Source organism: Roseiflexus castenholzii DSM 13941 (genome assembly GCF_000017805.1).
Taxonomy (GTDB): Bacteria; Chloroflexota; Chloroflexia; order Chloroflexales; family Roseiflexaceae; genus Roseiflexus; species Roseiflexus castenholzii.
Genome location: NC_009767.1, coordinates 1284808 through 1298817 on the forward strand (window position 1 = coordinate 1284808; position 14010 = coordinate 1298817).

Genomic DNA, 14010 nt, shown 5'->3' on the forward strand with positions numbered 1-14010 from the left:
TCAACCTTCAACTCTCCACCTTCGCTCGTTCGACGTGCAACGCCCACCTGCAACCTTCTCACCTCTTGCCTCTTGCCTCTTGCCTCTTGCCTCTTGCCTCTTGCCTCTTGCCTCTTGCCTCTTGCCTCTTGCCTTTTGCCTTTTGCCTCTTGCCTCTTGCCTCTTGCCTCTTGCCTCTTGCCTCTTGCCTCTTGCCTCTTGCCTCTTGCCTCTTGCCTCTTGCCTCTTGCCTCTTGCCTCTTGCCTCTTGCCTTTTGCCTCTTGCCTCTTGCCTCTTGCCTCTTGCCTCTTGCCTCGCGCCTTGCTTTACCTTCCCACGTTCAACGTTCAACGTTCCGCATCCCCATGGGCGTCAGCATCCCATCGCGCCAGATTCCTTCGACCTGCACCATGCCATAGCGCACGGCGCCCCCCGGTGTTGTGGTCAGATCGGAGAGGAGGGCTGCGTCGCGCAACGGCGCGCGCAGTTTCACCTGGCGCGCCTGTGGCGTCGGCGCGCCGCCAGGACCAAGCGCCTCAACAAGGACAGCTTCATGCTGGCTGGCGATCAACGCGCCGGTTAGCCGCACTGCCTGACCGGTCGCCGGGGTCATCGCCAGGAATGCTACCGTCGTCTCCTGCCAGGGGAGCGGCATGATCGTCTGGGGATGCAACCGATACCCGAAGATGCCATCTGGTCCAAATGCGCCAGGTCCTTCGAGGGCGCCGGTCACGGCGACTGCCAGGTACCGCACCTTGCCGGCTGGTTGAGCGCGGGCAACGAAGTTGTCGATTTCTCCACCGGGATCGAGCCACACCTGGCGCACCGGCTGGTCGGTAGGCACAGGGGTTGCATCGTTACTGAAACTTAACCCGGCAACCAGGCGCGCGCCGCTGGCATCGACCAACAAGTAGGCGGCGATAGGCGATGATGGACGGGGCGCATCTAGCGCCACATCGAGGGGAAGAAACGCCGGTGCCGGGAGAGGCGTCGTCACAGGCGCATCGCTGCTGCACGCGGCCAGGATTGCAAGAAATGTGCAGATTATGAACAATCGCTGCATAGAACCCATCGTACCATGAAAGTCTCAGGCAGGGGAATGATAGGTTTTGATAGTTTTCATGGCGTGTTTGAACGGATCCGCCTGCTATACTCGCCCGTAACAGAAAGCAAAACTGTTATCACAGGAGAGTCACATCCATTATGGGAACGCGCAACTCACGGATCAGCGGGTTCTACCAACTCAGCCCAAACGAGCGTCTCGAAGTCGTGCGGTCGTTCGACGGGCTGAACGACGAAGACCTGCGCCAGCTCCACGGCGGCAATGGCGCCCTGACCGTCGAGCGCGCCGACAAGATGATCGAGAATGTGATCGGCACGTTCAACCTGCCACTCGGCATTGCAACCAACTTTCTGATCAATGGGCGCGATGTGCTCATTCCAATGGTCGTCGAAGAGCCATCGATCGTCGCAGGCGCCAGTTATGCGGCAAAACTGGTACGCGACGGGGGCGGGTTCCAGGCAAGTTCCACCCCGCCGCTTATGATCGGTCAGGTGCAACTGGTGCACGTCGCCGATCCGCACCGCGCCCGCCATGATATTCTGGCGCAGCGCGAGGCGATCCTGGCGCTCGCCAACCGTCAGAGCAGCAGCCTGGTGGCGCTTGGCGGCGGCGCCAGAGATGTCGAGGTGCGCTTTTTCGAGACCAGCCCGATGGGTCCGATGCTGGTCGTGCATCTGATTATCGACTGCCGCGACGCGATGGGCGCCAATGCCATCAATACGATGGCGGAAGCGGTCGCGCCGCTGCTCGAAGAGATCAGCGGCGGCAAGGCGTACCTGCGCATTCTCTCGAACCTGAGCGACCGGCGGCTGGCGCGGGCGCGGGCGATTGTGCCGGCGAAGTCGCTGGCGCGCGACGGTCTGAGCGGCGAAGAGGTCGTTGAGGGCATTCTGTGGGCGTATGCCTTTGCCGCAGTCGACCCTTATCGCGCAACGACACACAACAAGGGTGTTCTGAACGGTATCGATCCGGTGCTGATCGCCACCGGCAACGACTGGCGCGCCGTCGAGGCTGGCGCGCACGCCTATGCTGCGCGTAACGGACAATACACCTCGCTGACGCACTGGGAGCGCGACGCGCAGGGGAACCTGGTCGGCACGCTCGAAATGCCGCTCGCGGTCGGTGTTGTCGGCGGCGCGACGAAGGTGCATCCGGCGGCGCAGGCAGCGCTCAAATTGCTCGGCGTGACCCACGCGCACGAACTGGCGGAAATCTGCGTCTGCGCCGGTCTGGCATCGAACCTGGCGGCGATGCGCGCTCTGGCAACAGAGGGCATTCAACGCGGGCATATGAGCCTGCACGCGCGCCAGATTGCTATGGCCGCCGGCGCACAGGGCGCCGAGGTGGACACCATTGCGGCGCGTATGGTTCAGGAGCGGCGCATTAAGCTGGCGCATGCCGAAGCATTGCTGGCGGAACTGCGCGCGCAGAATGCCGGCACTGCCGCCGCTCACGCTCTGGCGACAACAATGTAGAACCCGGACGAAATAAGGGCAACAACCACCGGGAAGAGAACCCGGAACGCTGCATCCCGCCGTTGTGATGCAACCCTGTCTGTGCAGGCGCGCGGCGCACGTTCCGCGTTCTCTTTTCTGTTGCCTTCGGAAGAGGAGTATGCACAATGATGAAGCCTGAACGACCTGTGGGCGTTGTCGGGTATGGCGCCTACATCCCGCGCTTTCGCATCGCGGCGCGTGAAATCGCCCGCATTTGGGATGGCGCGGGCGGGACGCCGGTCGACTCGAAGAGCGTACCCGGTCCCGACGAAGATACTATCACCATGTCGATTGAAGCCGCGCGCAACGCGCTGGCGCGAGCGCGCATCGCACCCGACCGCCTCTCGGCGGTGTGGGTTGGCAGCGAGAGCCATCCCTACTCGGTTAAACCGTCTGGAACGCTGGTTGCCGAGGCGCTCGGCGCGACGCCGTGGGTCAGCACGGCAGACTGGGAGTTCGCCTGCAAAGCCGGTTCTGAGGCGCTGACTGCTGCGATGGGCATGGTCGGCAGCGGCATGGCGCAGTATGTGCTGGCAATCGGCGCCGATACCGCGCAGGGTCGCCCTGGCGATGCGCTGGAATACACCGCCGCTGCCGGAGCAGCGGCGCTGCTGATCGGTCCGGCGGCGGATGCGGTTGCAATTATTGAAGGGACGACCTCGTATGTAACCGACACCCCCGACTTTTTTCGCCGCGCCGATACGGCGTATCCGGTGCACGGGCACCGTTTCACCGGCGAGCCGGCTTACTTTGGCACATCGCGCCACGCCGCCGAACAGTTGCTGCGCGATCTGGGAGCGAAGCCATCGGATTTCACCTATGCTGTGTTCCACCAACCGAACACGCGCTTCCCGCAGACGGTCGCCCGCCAACTCGGGTTCACGCCGCAGCAAATCGCGCCAGGGCTGCTGTCGCCAAAGATCGGCAACGCCTACTCGGCGGCGGCGCTGCTTGGATTGTGCGCCATTCTCGATGTGGCAAAGCCGGGTGATACGATCTTTGTAACAACCTACGGTTCTGGCGCAGGGTCCGACGCTTATGCGCTGCGGGTAACCGATGCGCTGCCTCAACGCCGTGAGCGGGCGCCGCTGACGGCGGCGTACCTGGCGCGCGAAACATTCGTCGATTATGCCGTGTACGCCAGGTGGCGCGGCAAACTGGTGATGGAGTAGTGCTATGCGACATGTCTATATCATTGGGACCGGAGCGACGGCGGTTGGCGAGCACTGGGACCGCAACGCTGCGTCGCTTGCTGTCGAGGCGCTGACCGGCGCTCTTGGGACCATTCCTGCATCACGGCTCGGCGCGCTCTACGTTGCCAGCGCGCTCAGTGGAACATTGCACGCGCAGAGCCAGATTGGTGCGCTGATCGCCACAACTGCCGGTATCCCCGGCGTCGAAGCTATCACGGTCGAGGCTGGCGGAGCGTCAGGCGGTGTGGCATTGCGTCAGGCGTGCATGGCAGTCGCATCGGGCGCCGTTGATCTGGCAGCGGTCGTTGGCGTCGAAAAAGTGACCGATGTCCTCGATGCGCGCCGCGAAGCGGCGCTCGCGCTGGCAACCGATGCCGATTGGGAGGCGATCCATGGTGTGACTCTGACTGCGCTCTGGGCATTGCTTATGCGCCGATACATGCATGAGTACGGGTACGCTGCCGACGATTTTGCGCCATTCCCGATCAACGCGCACGCCAACGGGATCGCTAACCCGCACGCCATGTATCGCTTTCCCATCACTGCCGACAAGGTGCGCAGCGCGCCGATGGTCTCCGAACCGCTCGGCCTGCTCGACTGCTCGACAGCAGCCGACGGCGCAGCCGCCGTGGTGATCGCCGACGAAGGGCTGGCGCGCGAACTCTGCGCAAACCCGGTGCGCATCGCTGGTTCCGCCGTCGCAACCGACACCCTGGCGTTGCACTGCCGTTCCAACCCGCTATGGCTGGCGGCAGCGGCGCAGACGACGACCGCCGCGCTGCGGTCGGCGCACTTGACGCACGATGATGTCCAGGTGTTCGACATTACCGATCCGCACGGGATTGCTGCGGCGCTGGCACTCGAGTCGAGCGGCTTTGCCGAACGTGGAACAGCGGTGGCGTTGGCGCGCGAAGGCGCCATTACTCCGAAGGGACGTTTGCCGCTGGCGACTGGCGGCGGGTGCAAGGCGCGCGGTGATACGGTCGGCGCCAATGGCGTCTATCAGATTGTCGAACTCGTTGCGCAATTGCGCGGGCACGCAGGTGCAGCGCAGGTCAATGGTGCGCGGGTGGCGCTGGCGCAGTGCATGGGAGGCATCGGCGCGACCGTGGCGACTCACATTCTGACACTCGACTGAGGTGGAGGTTCAACGATGGATCTGGCGAAACACTGGCGTCTGCGCCATGCGCGGTATCGCCTGGAAGGGCAGCGCAACCGACTGACCGGCGAGGTGCGTTTCCCGCCAGCGCCGCCGCGTCCCGGCGAAGCGGAAGATACATGGGAGCCGTATCTCCTGAGCGGACGGGGGCGCGTTTACTCATTCAGCGTGGTGCGGCAACCGCCGGAAGGGTTCGAGGATCGGACCCCCTACCTGGTGGCGCTCGTGCGCCTCGAAGAAGGACCCATGGTGACCGCGCAACTGACTGACTGCGACCTCGATCAGGCAGCCATCGATATGCCGGTCGAAATGGTCACCCGCCGCCTGCGCGATCTGGGACCGACCGGGCTGATCGTGTACGGCTACAAGTTCCGCCCTATCATGCAGATGTGACTGCGGCAATCCTGGACGCAGGTCTTCAGGTGCAGGGGGGGGACAGGCTCGAACCCGCCCCTCCCTCGGCTTGTCTGGTTTCATGATCGTGCTCAGGGCGGAAATCGTGCTGTGTGGCGTGCGTCCCGAGATCGCCGAAAGCATCGTTCACGAACGCATGCACTTGAACGACGCGCGTCACTTTGCGACCATGCAGGAAGGCGTGGCAGCGCTGCTGCGCCACGACTGAAACGCGCACTAGTCTCAGCCGTTCATTACAGCAGCAACTCCTGGCGTTCCATCACAAGATCGGGACACCGCTTGAGGAAGGCTGCCGCAGACACCCGCGCAAGTTCGCCAGGTTCGATTTTATGTAAACCGCTACCATAGGTCCGTCCCTCGCCACGCAACTCGTCGGCGGTGACCTGTTGCAGCAAAGCGAAGACGTCTGCGGCGGCGTCAGGACAATTCTTCAACAGCCCTGCCAGACGCCCTTTTGGGTACATGAGCAGGTAGAGGTTCGTTCCAACGGCTTGCGAGCGATTCCAGACGAAGCGAAACGGCCCCTGCTCACGAGACCCCCGTCCCATATAGGTGCAGAGAAACGTTGCCGGATCGCGCTGCTCTTGCCGGTACCACGGTGTGTGTTTGCGCACCAGGTTAATACCAATGACCGGTGACCATCCGGCATGGTCACCCCGAGCCGCGCGAGGGGTCGTGCGCGACCCGCGCCGATTCCGCGCTGCGTTTACCCTGAGCGAAGCGAAGGGCTCGGAATGACACGCATGCGGCATCGTCAATCGTCAAACGATCGCCGCAGCACGATCGCGTTCCTAATTCGTTGGATTTGCACCGCTTTTCAGCCAGGGAAAAATATCTCGATCAAGCGACTTGATGAGTATATTGCATAGCTTTGTCAAATCTCCATCGAGAAGCGCAGGCGCCATTCTAGCCGGAGGTTTCCCTCTTTACCATAGTGTTGATGAGATTTTTACTAACGCCTGCCAGACCGATCAATCGGTCTGCCGCAAGCGGCGGTGCAGTGCACATCCGCAGAGTCGAAAGTGCTTCAGGGTTTTGCTTCAACAGATCAAGTTGCACAAGTCATTGATTGCCCGAAATGTCTTCTCAACCTGTTCGACCGTCGCTGCGCGCGCGTTTCGGAAGGTTTCGGGAGCAAAATCGATAGATAAACCACCGATTAAGATAATCCACCGAAGCGGCAATATCCTGCTTCCAGAGATGGGGTTTATCGGCGTTAATCATTCGTGACCGGAGTACGACACCGACCAAAACCACGTCGGCGATGATTCGGTCGTAGCACATATGATGCAGGCTGTCAAATACCGCGCTTTAGGGAGCGATCAGGAGGTGATCAGCGCTCATGGTAAAATCTCAGGCGACGTGGTTGCCGGTGGAGGCAACGATTACAGCGCGAGGCGCCGCGCGAGCGATTGCAACCCGCGATGTTGCAACGCCTTCACCGCACCCTCGGAACGACCGAGACGCTGCGCCACTTCCTGGATCGGGAGATCGACCATGAAGCGCAGGTAGAGCACCTGCCGCTGATCGTCGGTGAGATCGCACAGGTGACGCCGCAGTTCTTCGTGGTCGAGGCGCATCACAACTTCGTGATCGGGTCCCTCACAGGCGCCGCCCCAACTCTCCAATGGAACGGTTTGCCGCAGACGACGGCGGCGGATCACATCGACGGTGCGATCGCGCGCAATGCGGTAGAGCCAGGCGGAGAGGGGCCAGCCACGATCCTCGTAGCGGTCGAGACCTTCGAATGCGCGCAGAAAGACTTCTGCCCGAAGATCCTCGGCAAGATCGGGATCGCCGATCCGAAAATAGATGTACCGGTAGAGCGGTTGAGCATAGCGATCATAAATCTGGGCAAACGCCGCATGGTCGCCGTCTTGCGCCCGTTTGATCAGGTCGCTGTCGGAGAGCGGGAAGTCGGAATCTGCGGGAGAAGCATCCATACGAGTGTTTCCTGCCTATTGCGCGTCGCTGCGCGTCTCCTCGTCATCGGTTTGAGTGTAGCAGGAGGGCGCTACCAATGCGTAACCAGCGTAACCTTAAGCCGGTGAAAGCGGGTATAATAAGGATCGAAAGGAGCGGCAGCCATGGATTTCACAAACGAGCGCCGCGCCATGATCGATCTCCTGATTCGACGTGGCATCAGCGATCAGCGCGTGCTGGACGCAATGGCGCAGACGCCGCGTCATGTGTTTGTTCCGGCGCACGAACGGTCGCACGCCTACAGCGATCAGGCATTGCCGATTGGCGAAGGGCAGACCATTTCGCAACCGTATATGGTTGCGCTGATGATCGAAGCACTCCAACTGGCGCCAACTGATCGCGTCCTCGAAATCGGCGCCGGTTCTGGATACGCTGCCGCGGTGCTCAGCCGGATCGTAGCGAAGGTTCATACCATTGAATGCCGTGAAGCGCTGGCTGCCAGTGCCGCTGCGCTGCTCCGCACCCTTGGCTACGACAATGTCACCGTCCATGTCGGTGATGGCACGCAGGGGTTGCCGGACTACGCGCCCTTCGATGCCATTCTGGTGTCGGCGGCATCACCCTGGGTGCCGGCGCCACTGCGTGAGCAGCTGGCATCCTCCGGGCGGTTGGTGATTCCGGTCGGCGGAAGGCAGGCGCAGATTCTGTTGCGGTTGCGTCGCACAGGCGATACCCTGCGCACCGAGCGGCTGTGTGATGTGCGCTTCGTTCCGTTGATCGGCGGGCATGCCTGGACGACTGAACACTACCCGGAACGCTGAACTGGATGGAGTTGTTATGTTTTCGACGCCTGATGAGGGCATTTTTGCGGGGCGAAGCAACGACACCGTTGAGTTATTCAAAGCCTGGGCTGGCACTACCATCGCCTACGCCGTCTTTCAAACCGGCGCGACAAACCTGGCAAGCAGCCGGTTTTTGACGAATCTCTTCATTGCAGCCGTGGTGTGTGGTTTGGGGTTCGTGCTCCACGAACTGGCGCACCGTATCGTTGCGCGGCGATTCGGCGCACAGGCGCACTTTGTTGCAAATGTGCAGATGCTGGCGATCTCGATTGTCGTCGCGTTCCTCCCCCTTGGTCTCTTCTTCGCTGCTCCCGGCGCCGTCTGGCATCGCGGCTACCTGACGCCGCGCCAGAGCGGGTTGATCGCCCTGGCGGGACCGGCGACCAACATGGCGCTTGCAGGAGTGTTTCTCGTTGCGGCGCCGGTTGCGTTCCTCGCCGGTCTGCGCGATACCTGGATCGTGCAACTGTTCTATACCGGCGTTGCCCTGAATGCCTGGCTTGGGTTGTTCAATATGATCCCCGCCGGACCATTCGATGGCGCCAAAGTGCTTGCCTGGAACTCCGTTGTGTTTGGCGTTACGGTAGCCATTGGCATCCTGCTGGCATTTGTGCTTCCTGGCAATCTCCTGAATATCTGGCTCTTTGTCCTGAGGCTGTTTGGCGGTTAGAGGAGGTTTCATGCGAACGCCACTTCTCGCAGGCAACTGGAAGATGTACAAAACCACCGGTGAGGCGCGCGAACTCGTCGAAGGGCTGCTCCACGGGCTTGGCGACGTCGGTGACCGCAAGGTGCTGGTCTGCCCGCCATTCACGGCGCTGCAAACGGTGCATGATCTGGTGCAGGGTACACCCATCGCATTGGGAGCACAGGATGTCTACATCGAGCCGCAGGGGGCGTTTACCGGCGCCATTTCTCCGGTGATGCTGCGCGACCTGGGGTGCGCCTATGTGATTGTCGGACATAGTGAACGCCGCGCCATTTTCGGCGAAGGGGACGAATTGATCGGCAAGAAGGTGCGCGCGGCGCTGGCGCACGATCTCACGCCGATCCTGTGCGTCGGCGAGACCAAGCCACAACGCGACGCCGGGCATGCGGAAACTGTCGTCGTTGCGCAGGTGCGCGCCGCGCTCACCGGCATGACGCCGGAGCAGATCGGTCGCATTGTCATCGCATATGAGCCGGTGTGGGCAATCGGCACCGGCGATACCGCCACTCCGGCCGACGCGCAGGCAATGCACGAAACGATCCGGCGGATCCTTGGCGATATGGCGGGTTCCGACACGGCGGCGACGATCAATATTCTGTACGGCGGCAGTGTCAAACCGGACAATATCGACGATCTGATGGCACAACCCGACATCGACGGGGCGCTGGTTGGGGGCGCATCGCTCAAGGCGGACAGTTTCCTGCGCATTGTCCATTTCCTTTCACCGCAGGAGTAATACCGATTACGATTGACGATGCCGCATGCGTGTCATTCCGAGCCCTTCGCTTCGCTCAGGGTAAACGCAGCGACTTGTCATTCCGAGCCCTTCGCTTCGCTCAGGGTAAACGCAGCGCGGAATCGGCGCGGGTCGCGCACGACCCCTCGCGCGGCTCGGGGTGACCATGCCGGATGGTCACAGGTCATTGGTATAAGGCGCGAGGAGGTCAAGGCGGTTGGTGATCGCTGCACCTTGCAGATTGTGCCTTGAACGCGGGACAACGCCGGACCGCCAGGACCGGCGTATTCCTTCTTTCCCTCGCAGGAAGACCGGGCGCTGTTCTGGGAGGCGCTCATCAGCATGTTCGAACATGACCGCTCGGCGGCGCGCGGCAAGATGGCAACCCGCAAACTGTTCGTTTTCAAACGCGAAAGCGACCTGGACGACGCTCCTGTCCACAATCTGTTTGAGTTGATCGCAGTGCAGCGCAAACCTGAAGCCAATCCCCCACGCAATTTCAGCGATTACGAAGTGACGGTAGACAAGGCGGGTGTTCCGCAAGGCATGACACTGATAGAGAAACGATAGGAATCAACTGTCATTGCGAGCGAAGCGACGCAATCTCCGGTGTCATGGCCGTCGGAGCGGTGTGGGTGCACGAACGCGCGTAGGCTGCACAGCGGCAGCGACGCACTCTCCGGTGTCATAGCCGCCGGAGCGGTGTGGGTGCATGAATGCGCGTAGGCTGCACAGCGGCAGCGACGCACTCTCGATGGTCATGGATACCTTGTGTAAGCGAGGGGATTGCTTCGTCGCTCCGCGCCTCGCAACGACACGATGCCCCACGAGTACACGCCCAACGCATCACGGGATGTGCGACTCTCCCCATGCCAGCACCGGCGCAGCGCGTTCGATTGCCTTGCGAGCCTGATGTGACCGGCTCTCATTGTGTAAGCGAGGGGATTGCTTCATCTCCGCTGGTTGAGATGTTCACGTCCTGCGCTTTGAGCAGATCGAGCAAAACTTCAATTCTCCAAGCGTTTGCCCATTGTCTTTCTGCGAGCCGGGCGCCGGGAGCGATGCCAGAACACGATTGGCGAAGTGGTGGGCGTCACATCAGGCGCTGGAAGTCACATCTCCTAGATCGTTTGCAAGCCGCCGCAGCAGTGAGAGCGGAACCGGCTTGGTCAAAAAGTGATCGACCCCCAGTTGCCGGGCTGCTTCCTGTAACTCCGGCGAATAGTATGCCGTAATAAGAATGATGCGAGTGGGAAGAGCGCGCTGGCGCACATGCGCAACCAGCGCCAGCCCGTTTGCCGACGGCATATTATAATCGGTGATGATCAGATCAGCAGTATGGTGATTGAGCCATTCCAGCGCCTCCGCTACTGACGCAGCCGAAGCAATCTCGCGCTCATCGTTGGTGCGCAACGCCTGAGTGAGCATGAGTCGCTGATTGGCTTCATCATCGACAATGAGAATGGTGTGTTGCGCCATCATGAATGCCTGCTCGTCGCTGGTGCGGCAGCGCCGCCTGTCCGTGATGAATCATACCCGCTTCATGGCAAGTCGTGGCACACAAGATGTGATCGAAATGTTGGCGTATCTGTAACAGATAATGCCAATGACCTGTACACATCCGGCATGGTCACCCCGAGCAGCGCGAGAGGTCATGCGCGACCCGTTCAGATTCCTCGCTGCGTTTACCCTGAGCGAAGCGAAGGGCTCGGAATGACACGCATGCGGCATCGTCAAGCGTCATTGGTATAACCGGTCAGGCGCAACTTCTTGCCGATTCATTCGTTGTATACTGTGAAACAAACAATCGACCCGGCGAAAGACGATCACAGTCGCCATGCATGGAGGTTGACAAAGGTTCTCAGTTGCCGCTCATTTACCATCCGGTAGGATTTGTGGTACCATGATAGCGCATACTCATAATCATTGAGCGCACGCCTCGAAGCGTACAACATATGTTAATCGACGCGCGCAAGCGTCACATCCGCGAAGGTCATTTGCGGGCAAAGTGAGGGTTCGACACTATGGGAAAAATGATTGAGACTTCCGATCACGACCTCCCACTCGCTATTCTGGGAGAACTGGTGATCATGCCGCACATGACGGTGCCGCTGCAGGTGGGGCAGGGGAAGTCGTATCGCGCCATGGAGCAGGCATGGGAGAATGATCATCTTGTTTTGTTGATTTTTGTATCTGAAAGCGAAATCGAGACGTACAAAAGCAGCCAACCGCAGCAGTTGCCGCCCGTTGGCGTGATTGCGCGTCTTGACGAATTCGTCAAACTGCCCGACGGAACGGCACGCATCATTCTGGAGGGCATCAGTCGCGCATTGGTGCAGACGATGCTCCAGAGTGAGCCGTTCTATCGGGTGCGCTGCCACGCGATCAGCGATCCCGAACCCAGGGGCATTGAAATTGAAGCCCTGATGGATTCGGTCAAGCAACAGATTGATGAGTTCGTCGATCACCTCGGTGAAGTGCCGCAGGATGCGGTTGCCTTTGTCCACCGCATCGACAAACCAGGGCACCTGGCAGACATTGTGACATGGGCGCCGGCCTTTGAGTTCGAGGAACGGCTCGATATTCTTAACGAACTCGATCCGGTCGAGCGGTTGCGCCGCGCGCATCGCCTGCTTGCCCGGCAACTCGAATTGCTCAAACTGCGCCAGAAGATTCAGCAGGATACGAAAGAAGTGCTGGACCAGAGCCAGCGCGAGTACTTCCTGCGCGAACAAATGCGAGTCATTCGTCGTGAACTGGGTGAAGACGATGATGTTGATGATCCCATCGATGAGTTGAAGCGCAAAATTGCCCAACTCGACGCTCCAGACTATGTCAAAGAGCAGGCGATGCACGAACTCAAGCGTCTGGCGCAGCAGGGCATGAATAGCCCGGAAGCGGGCGTGATCCGCACCTATCTCGATTGGATCCTGAACCTGCCCTGGGCGGAAGAGGAATTGCCTGAGATTAGCCTGCACGAGGCGCAGAAGGTGCTCGACGAGGATCACTACGGTCTTGAGCGGGTCAAGGAGCGTATTCTGGAGTACCTGGCGGTGCGTAAACTGGCGGGGAATCGGATGCGTTCGCCTATTCTGTGCTTCGTTGGTCCGCCCGGCGTCGGTAAGACTTCGCTTGGGCGCTCAATCGCGCGGGCGCTGGGGCGCAAGTTCGTGCGCACCAGCCTTGGCGGCATTCGCGATGAAGCCGAAATTCGCGGGCACCGTCGTACGTACATCGGCGCGTTGCCGGGACGGATCATCCAGGGCATGAAAACGGCGAAGTCGCGCTATCCGGTGTATGTGCTCGATGAGATCGATAAGGTCGGCCAGGATTTCCGCGGCGATCCGACCTCGGCGCTGCTGGAAGTGCTCGACCCTGAGCAGAATAATGCGTTCTCCGATCATTACCTGGAGATTCCGTTCGATCTCTCGCAGGTGGTGTTTATCGCAACTGCCAACCAACTCGATACGATTCCGAACCCGCTGCGCGACCGCATGGAAATTATCGAGATCGGCGGGTATACGGAAGACGAGAAACTGGGCATCGCGCAGGGATTCCTGGTGCGCAAGCAGCGTGAGTTCCACGGGTTGGCGCCGGATCAACTGATTATTACCGACGCCGCAATTATCAAACTGGTGCGTGAATATACGCGTGAGGCGGGTGTGCGCAATCTGGAGCGCGAGATCGCCAGCCTGTGCCGCAAGACGGCGCGTAAAGTTGCGGCTGCCAGCGATGGCGACCCGGTTGAGTTTCCGATTGTCATTGATGCGCCCGATATTCCGAACTACCTGGGACCAGAACGCTATACGTTCGGTCTGGCGGAAGAGAAGGACGAAGTTGGTGTGGCGACCGGCGTCACCTGGTCGCCAACCGGCGGCGACGTGCTCTCAATCGAGGTGTTGCCGGTGCGTGGCAAGGGTGGGCTTCAACTCACCGGTCAGTTGGGCGAAGTGATGAAAGAGAGCGCTCAGGCGGCAATGAGTTATGCGCGGTTCCGCGCTGAACAGCTTGGCGTCGATCCCAGTTACTTCGATGAGCACAACATTCACATCCACGTGCCCGAAGGCGCGGTGCCGAAGGACGGTCCTTCGGCGGGTATTACCTTGACGACGGCGCTGATTTCGGCGGTGACCGGTAAACCGGTGCGACGGGATGTGGCGATGACCGGTGAGATTACGCTGCGCGGCAAGGTGCTGCCCATTGGCGGCTTGAAAGAGAAGACGCTGGCGGCGCATCGTGCAGGTATTCGCACGTTCATCCTGCCGAAGGATAATGCGAAAGATATTGCGGAATTGCCAAAGAAAGTGCGCGAGGAGTTGCAGTTGATCCCGGTCTCGTCGATGGATGAAGTGCTGAAGATCGCACTGGCGCACCAGGGGTCGTGAACCGGACGCGGACTGTTCTGGCGGGAGGCGTTGGCTGAATGTGCCGAAGCCAACGCCCATCGCCGGGGGCAACTGCTGTGAGGGGTGGTAGCGAAGCCGCGCGGTTGCTC

The 14010-nt window shown here is 60.6% G+C and carries 13 protein-coding genes and 2 pseudogenes; 10 read left to right on the forward strand and 5 right to left on the reverse strand.

What is annotated here, in order from left to right:
* Window positions 1-320 precede the first annotated feature (320 nt).
* On the reverse strand, window positions 321-977 hold the full coding sequence (locus RCAS_RS05015; protein WP_232280173.1) for a hypothetical protein: 657 nt from the start codon (window positions 975-977) through the stop codon (window positions 321-323).
* Between the two features lie 206 nt (window positions 978-1183).
* On the opposite strand from RCAS_RS05015, the gene RCAS_RS05020 reads away from it, so the two are divergent.
* The 5 genes from RCAS_RS05020 to RCAS_RS24900 all read left to right on the forward strand — a co-directional run bounded on the left by RCAS_RS05020 (window position 1184) and on the right by RCAS_RS24900 (window position 5513).
* Window positions 1184-2518 (forward strand): hydroxymethylglutaryl-CoA reductase, degradative, encoded by a 1335-nt coding sequence (locus RCAS_RS05020; protein WP_012119523.1) that lies wholly within the window; start codon window positions 1184-1186, stop codon window positions 2516-2518.
* Between the two features lie 146 nt (window positions 2519-2664).
* Complete coding sequence (locus RCAS_RS05025) at window positions 2665-3711, forward strand: hydroxymethylglutaryl-CoA synthase (protein WP_012119524.1); 1047 nt, start codon at window positions 2665-2667, stop codon at window positions 3709-3711.
* A 4-nt stretch (window positions 3712-3715) separates the two neighbouring features.
* Complete coding sequence (locus RCAS_RS05030; RefSeq protein WP_012119525.1) at window positions 3716-4870, forward strand: thiolase C-terminal domain-containing protein; 1155 nt, start codon at window positions 3716-3718, stop codon at window positions 4868-4870.
* A gap of 15 nt (window positions 4871-4885) precedes the next feature.
* Window positions 4886-5284, forward strand: a complete 399-nt coding sequence (locus RCAS_RS05035) for a Zn-ribbon domain-containing OB-fold protein (RefSeq protein ID WP_012119526.1) — start codon at window positions 4886-4888, stop codon at window positions 5282-5284.
* An 82-nt stretch (window positions 5285-5366) separates the two neighbouring features.
* The gene (locus RCAS_RS24900) at window positions 5367-5513 is read left to right on the forward strand and encodes an STAS domain-containing protein (RefSeq protein WP_157042553.1); all 147 of its coding nucleotides are present in this window, start codon (window positions 5367-5369) and stop codon (window positions 5511-5513) included.
* Between the two features lie 25 nt (window positions 5514-5538).
* Here the strand turns inward: RCAS_RS24900 and RCAS_RS05040 are convergent, their stop codons facing one another.
* From RCAS_RS05040 to RCAS_RS05050, 3 genes and pseudogenes are all read right to left on the reverse strand, one after another.
* A complete protein-coding gene (locus RCAS_RS05040) occupies window positions 5539-5919 on the reverse strand; it encodes a hypothetical protein (protein WP_198136004.1) in 381 nt (126 codons plus the stop codon).
* Between the two features lie 177 nt (window positions 5920-6096).
* Window positions 6097-6364, reverse strand: a pseudogene (locus tag RCAS_RS26430) (XamI family restriction endonuclease).
* A 326-nt stretch (window positions 6365-6690) separates the two neighbouring features.
* Window positions 6691-7248 (reverse strand): sigma-70 family RNA polymerase sigma factor, encoded by a 558-nt coding sequence (locus RCAS_RS05050; RefSeq protein WP_012119527.1) that lies wholly within the window; start codon window positions 7246-7248, stop codon window positions 6691-6693.
* Between the two features lie 144 nt (window positions 7249-7392).
* Between RCAS_RS05050 and RCAS_RS05055 the strand changes: the two genes are divergently transcribed.
* The 4 genes and pseudogenes from RCAS_RS05055 to RCAS_RS05070 all read left to right on the forward strand — a co-directional run.
* Complete coding sequence (locus RCAS_RS05055; protein WP_012119528.1) at window positions 7393-8049, forward strand: protein-L-isoaspartate(D-aspartate) O-methyltransferase; 657 nt, start codon at window positions 7393-7395, stop codon at window positions 8047-8049.
* Window positions 8050-8065: 16 nt separating this feature from the next.
* Window positions 8066-8740, forward strand: a complete 675-nt coding sequence (locus RCAS_RS05060) for a zinc metalloprotease (RefSeq protein WP_012119529.1) — start codon at window positions 8066-8068, stop codon at window positions 8738-8740.
* A gap of 10 nt (window positions 8741-8750) precedes the next feature.
* On the forward strand, window positions 8751-9515 hold the full coding sequence (gene tpiA / locus RCAS_RS05065) for a triose-phosphate isomerase (protein ID WP_012119530.1): 765 nt from the start codon (window positions 8751-8753) through the stop codon (window positions 9513-9515).
* 312 nt (window positions 9516-9827) lie between these two features.
* A pseudogene (locus tag RCAS_RS05070) lies at window positions 9828-10085 on the forward strand (type I CRISPR-associated protein Cas7); the annotation flags it as partial.
* Between the two features lie 528 nt (window positions 10086-10613).
* Here the strand turns inward: RCAS_RS05070 and RCAS_RS05075 are convergent.
* Window positions 10614-10997, reverse strand: a complete 384-nt coding sequence (locus RCAS_RS05075) for a response regulator transcription factor (RefSeq protein WP_012119531.1) — start codon at window positions 10995-10997, stop codon at window positions 10614-10616.
* Between the two features lie 542 nt (window positions 10998-11539).
* On the opposite strand from RCAS_RS05075, the gene lon reads away from it, so the two are divergent.
* Entirely contained in the window at window positions 11540-13900 is a 2361-nt protein-coding gene (lon, locus tag RCAS_RS05080) for an endopeptidase La (RefSeq protein ID WP_012119532.1), read from the forward strand.
* Window positions 13901-14010: the final 110 nt, after the last annotated feature.

Bases quoted from the DNA above. Each gene is read 5' to 3' on its own strand.
- RCAS_RS05020 (WP_012119523.1), top strand. From the start codon at position 1,184: ATGGGAACGCGCAACTCACGGATCAGCGGGTTCTACCAACTCAGCCCA.
- RCAS_RS05025 (WP_012119524.1), top strand. From the start codon at position 2,665: ATGATGAAGCCTGAACGACCTGTGGGCGTTGTCGGGTATGGCGCCTAC.
- RCAS_RS05030 (WP_012119525.1), top strand. From the start codon at position 3,716: ATGCGACATGTCTATATCATTGGGACCGGAGCGACGGCGGTTGGCGAG.
- RCAS_RS05035 (WP_012119526.1), top strand. From the start codon at position 4,886: ATGGATCTGGCGAAACACTGGCGTCTGCGCCATGCGCGGTATCGCCTG.
- RCAS_RS24900 (WP_157042553.1), top strand. From the start codon at position 5,367: ATGATCGTGCTCAGGGCGGAAATCGTGCTGTGTGGCGTGCGTCCCGAG.
- RCAS_RS05050 (WP_012119527.1), bottom strand. From the start codon at position 7,248: ATGGATGCTTCTCCCGCAGATTCCGACTTCCCGCTCTCCGACAGCGAC.
- RCAS_RS05055 (WP_012119528.1), top strand. From the start codon at position 7,393: ATGGATTTCACAAACGAGCGCCGCGCCATGATCGATCTCCTGATTCGA.
- RCAS_RS05060 (WP_012119529.1), top strand. From the start codon at position 8,066: ATGTTTTCGACGCCTGATGAGGGCATTTTTGCGGGGCGAAGCAACGAC.
- tpiA (WP_012119530.1), top strand. From the start codon at position 8,751: ATGCGAACGCCACTTCTCGCAGGCAACTGGAAGATGTACAAAACCACC.
- RCAS_RS05075 (WP_012119531.1), bottom strand. From the start codon at position 10,997: ATGATGGCGCAACACACCATTCTCATTGTCGATGATGAAGCCAATCAG.
- lon (WP_012119532.1), top strand. From the start codon at position 11,540: ATGGGAAAAATGATTGAGACTTCCGATCACGACCTCCCACTCGCTATT.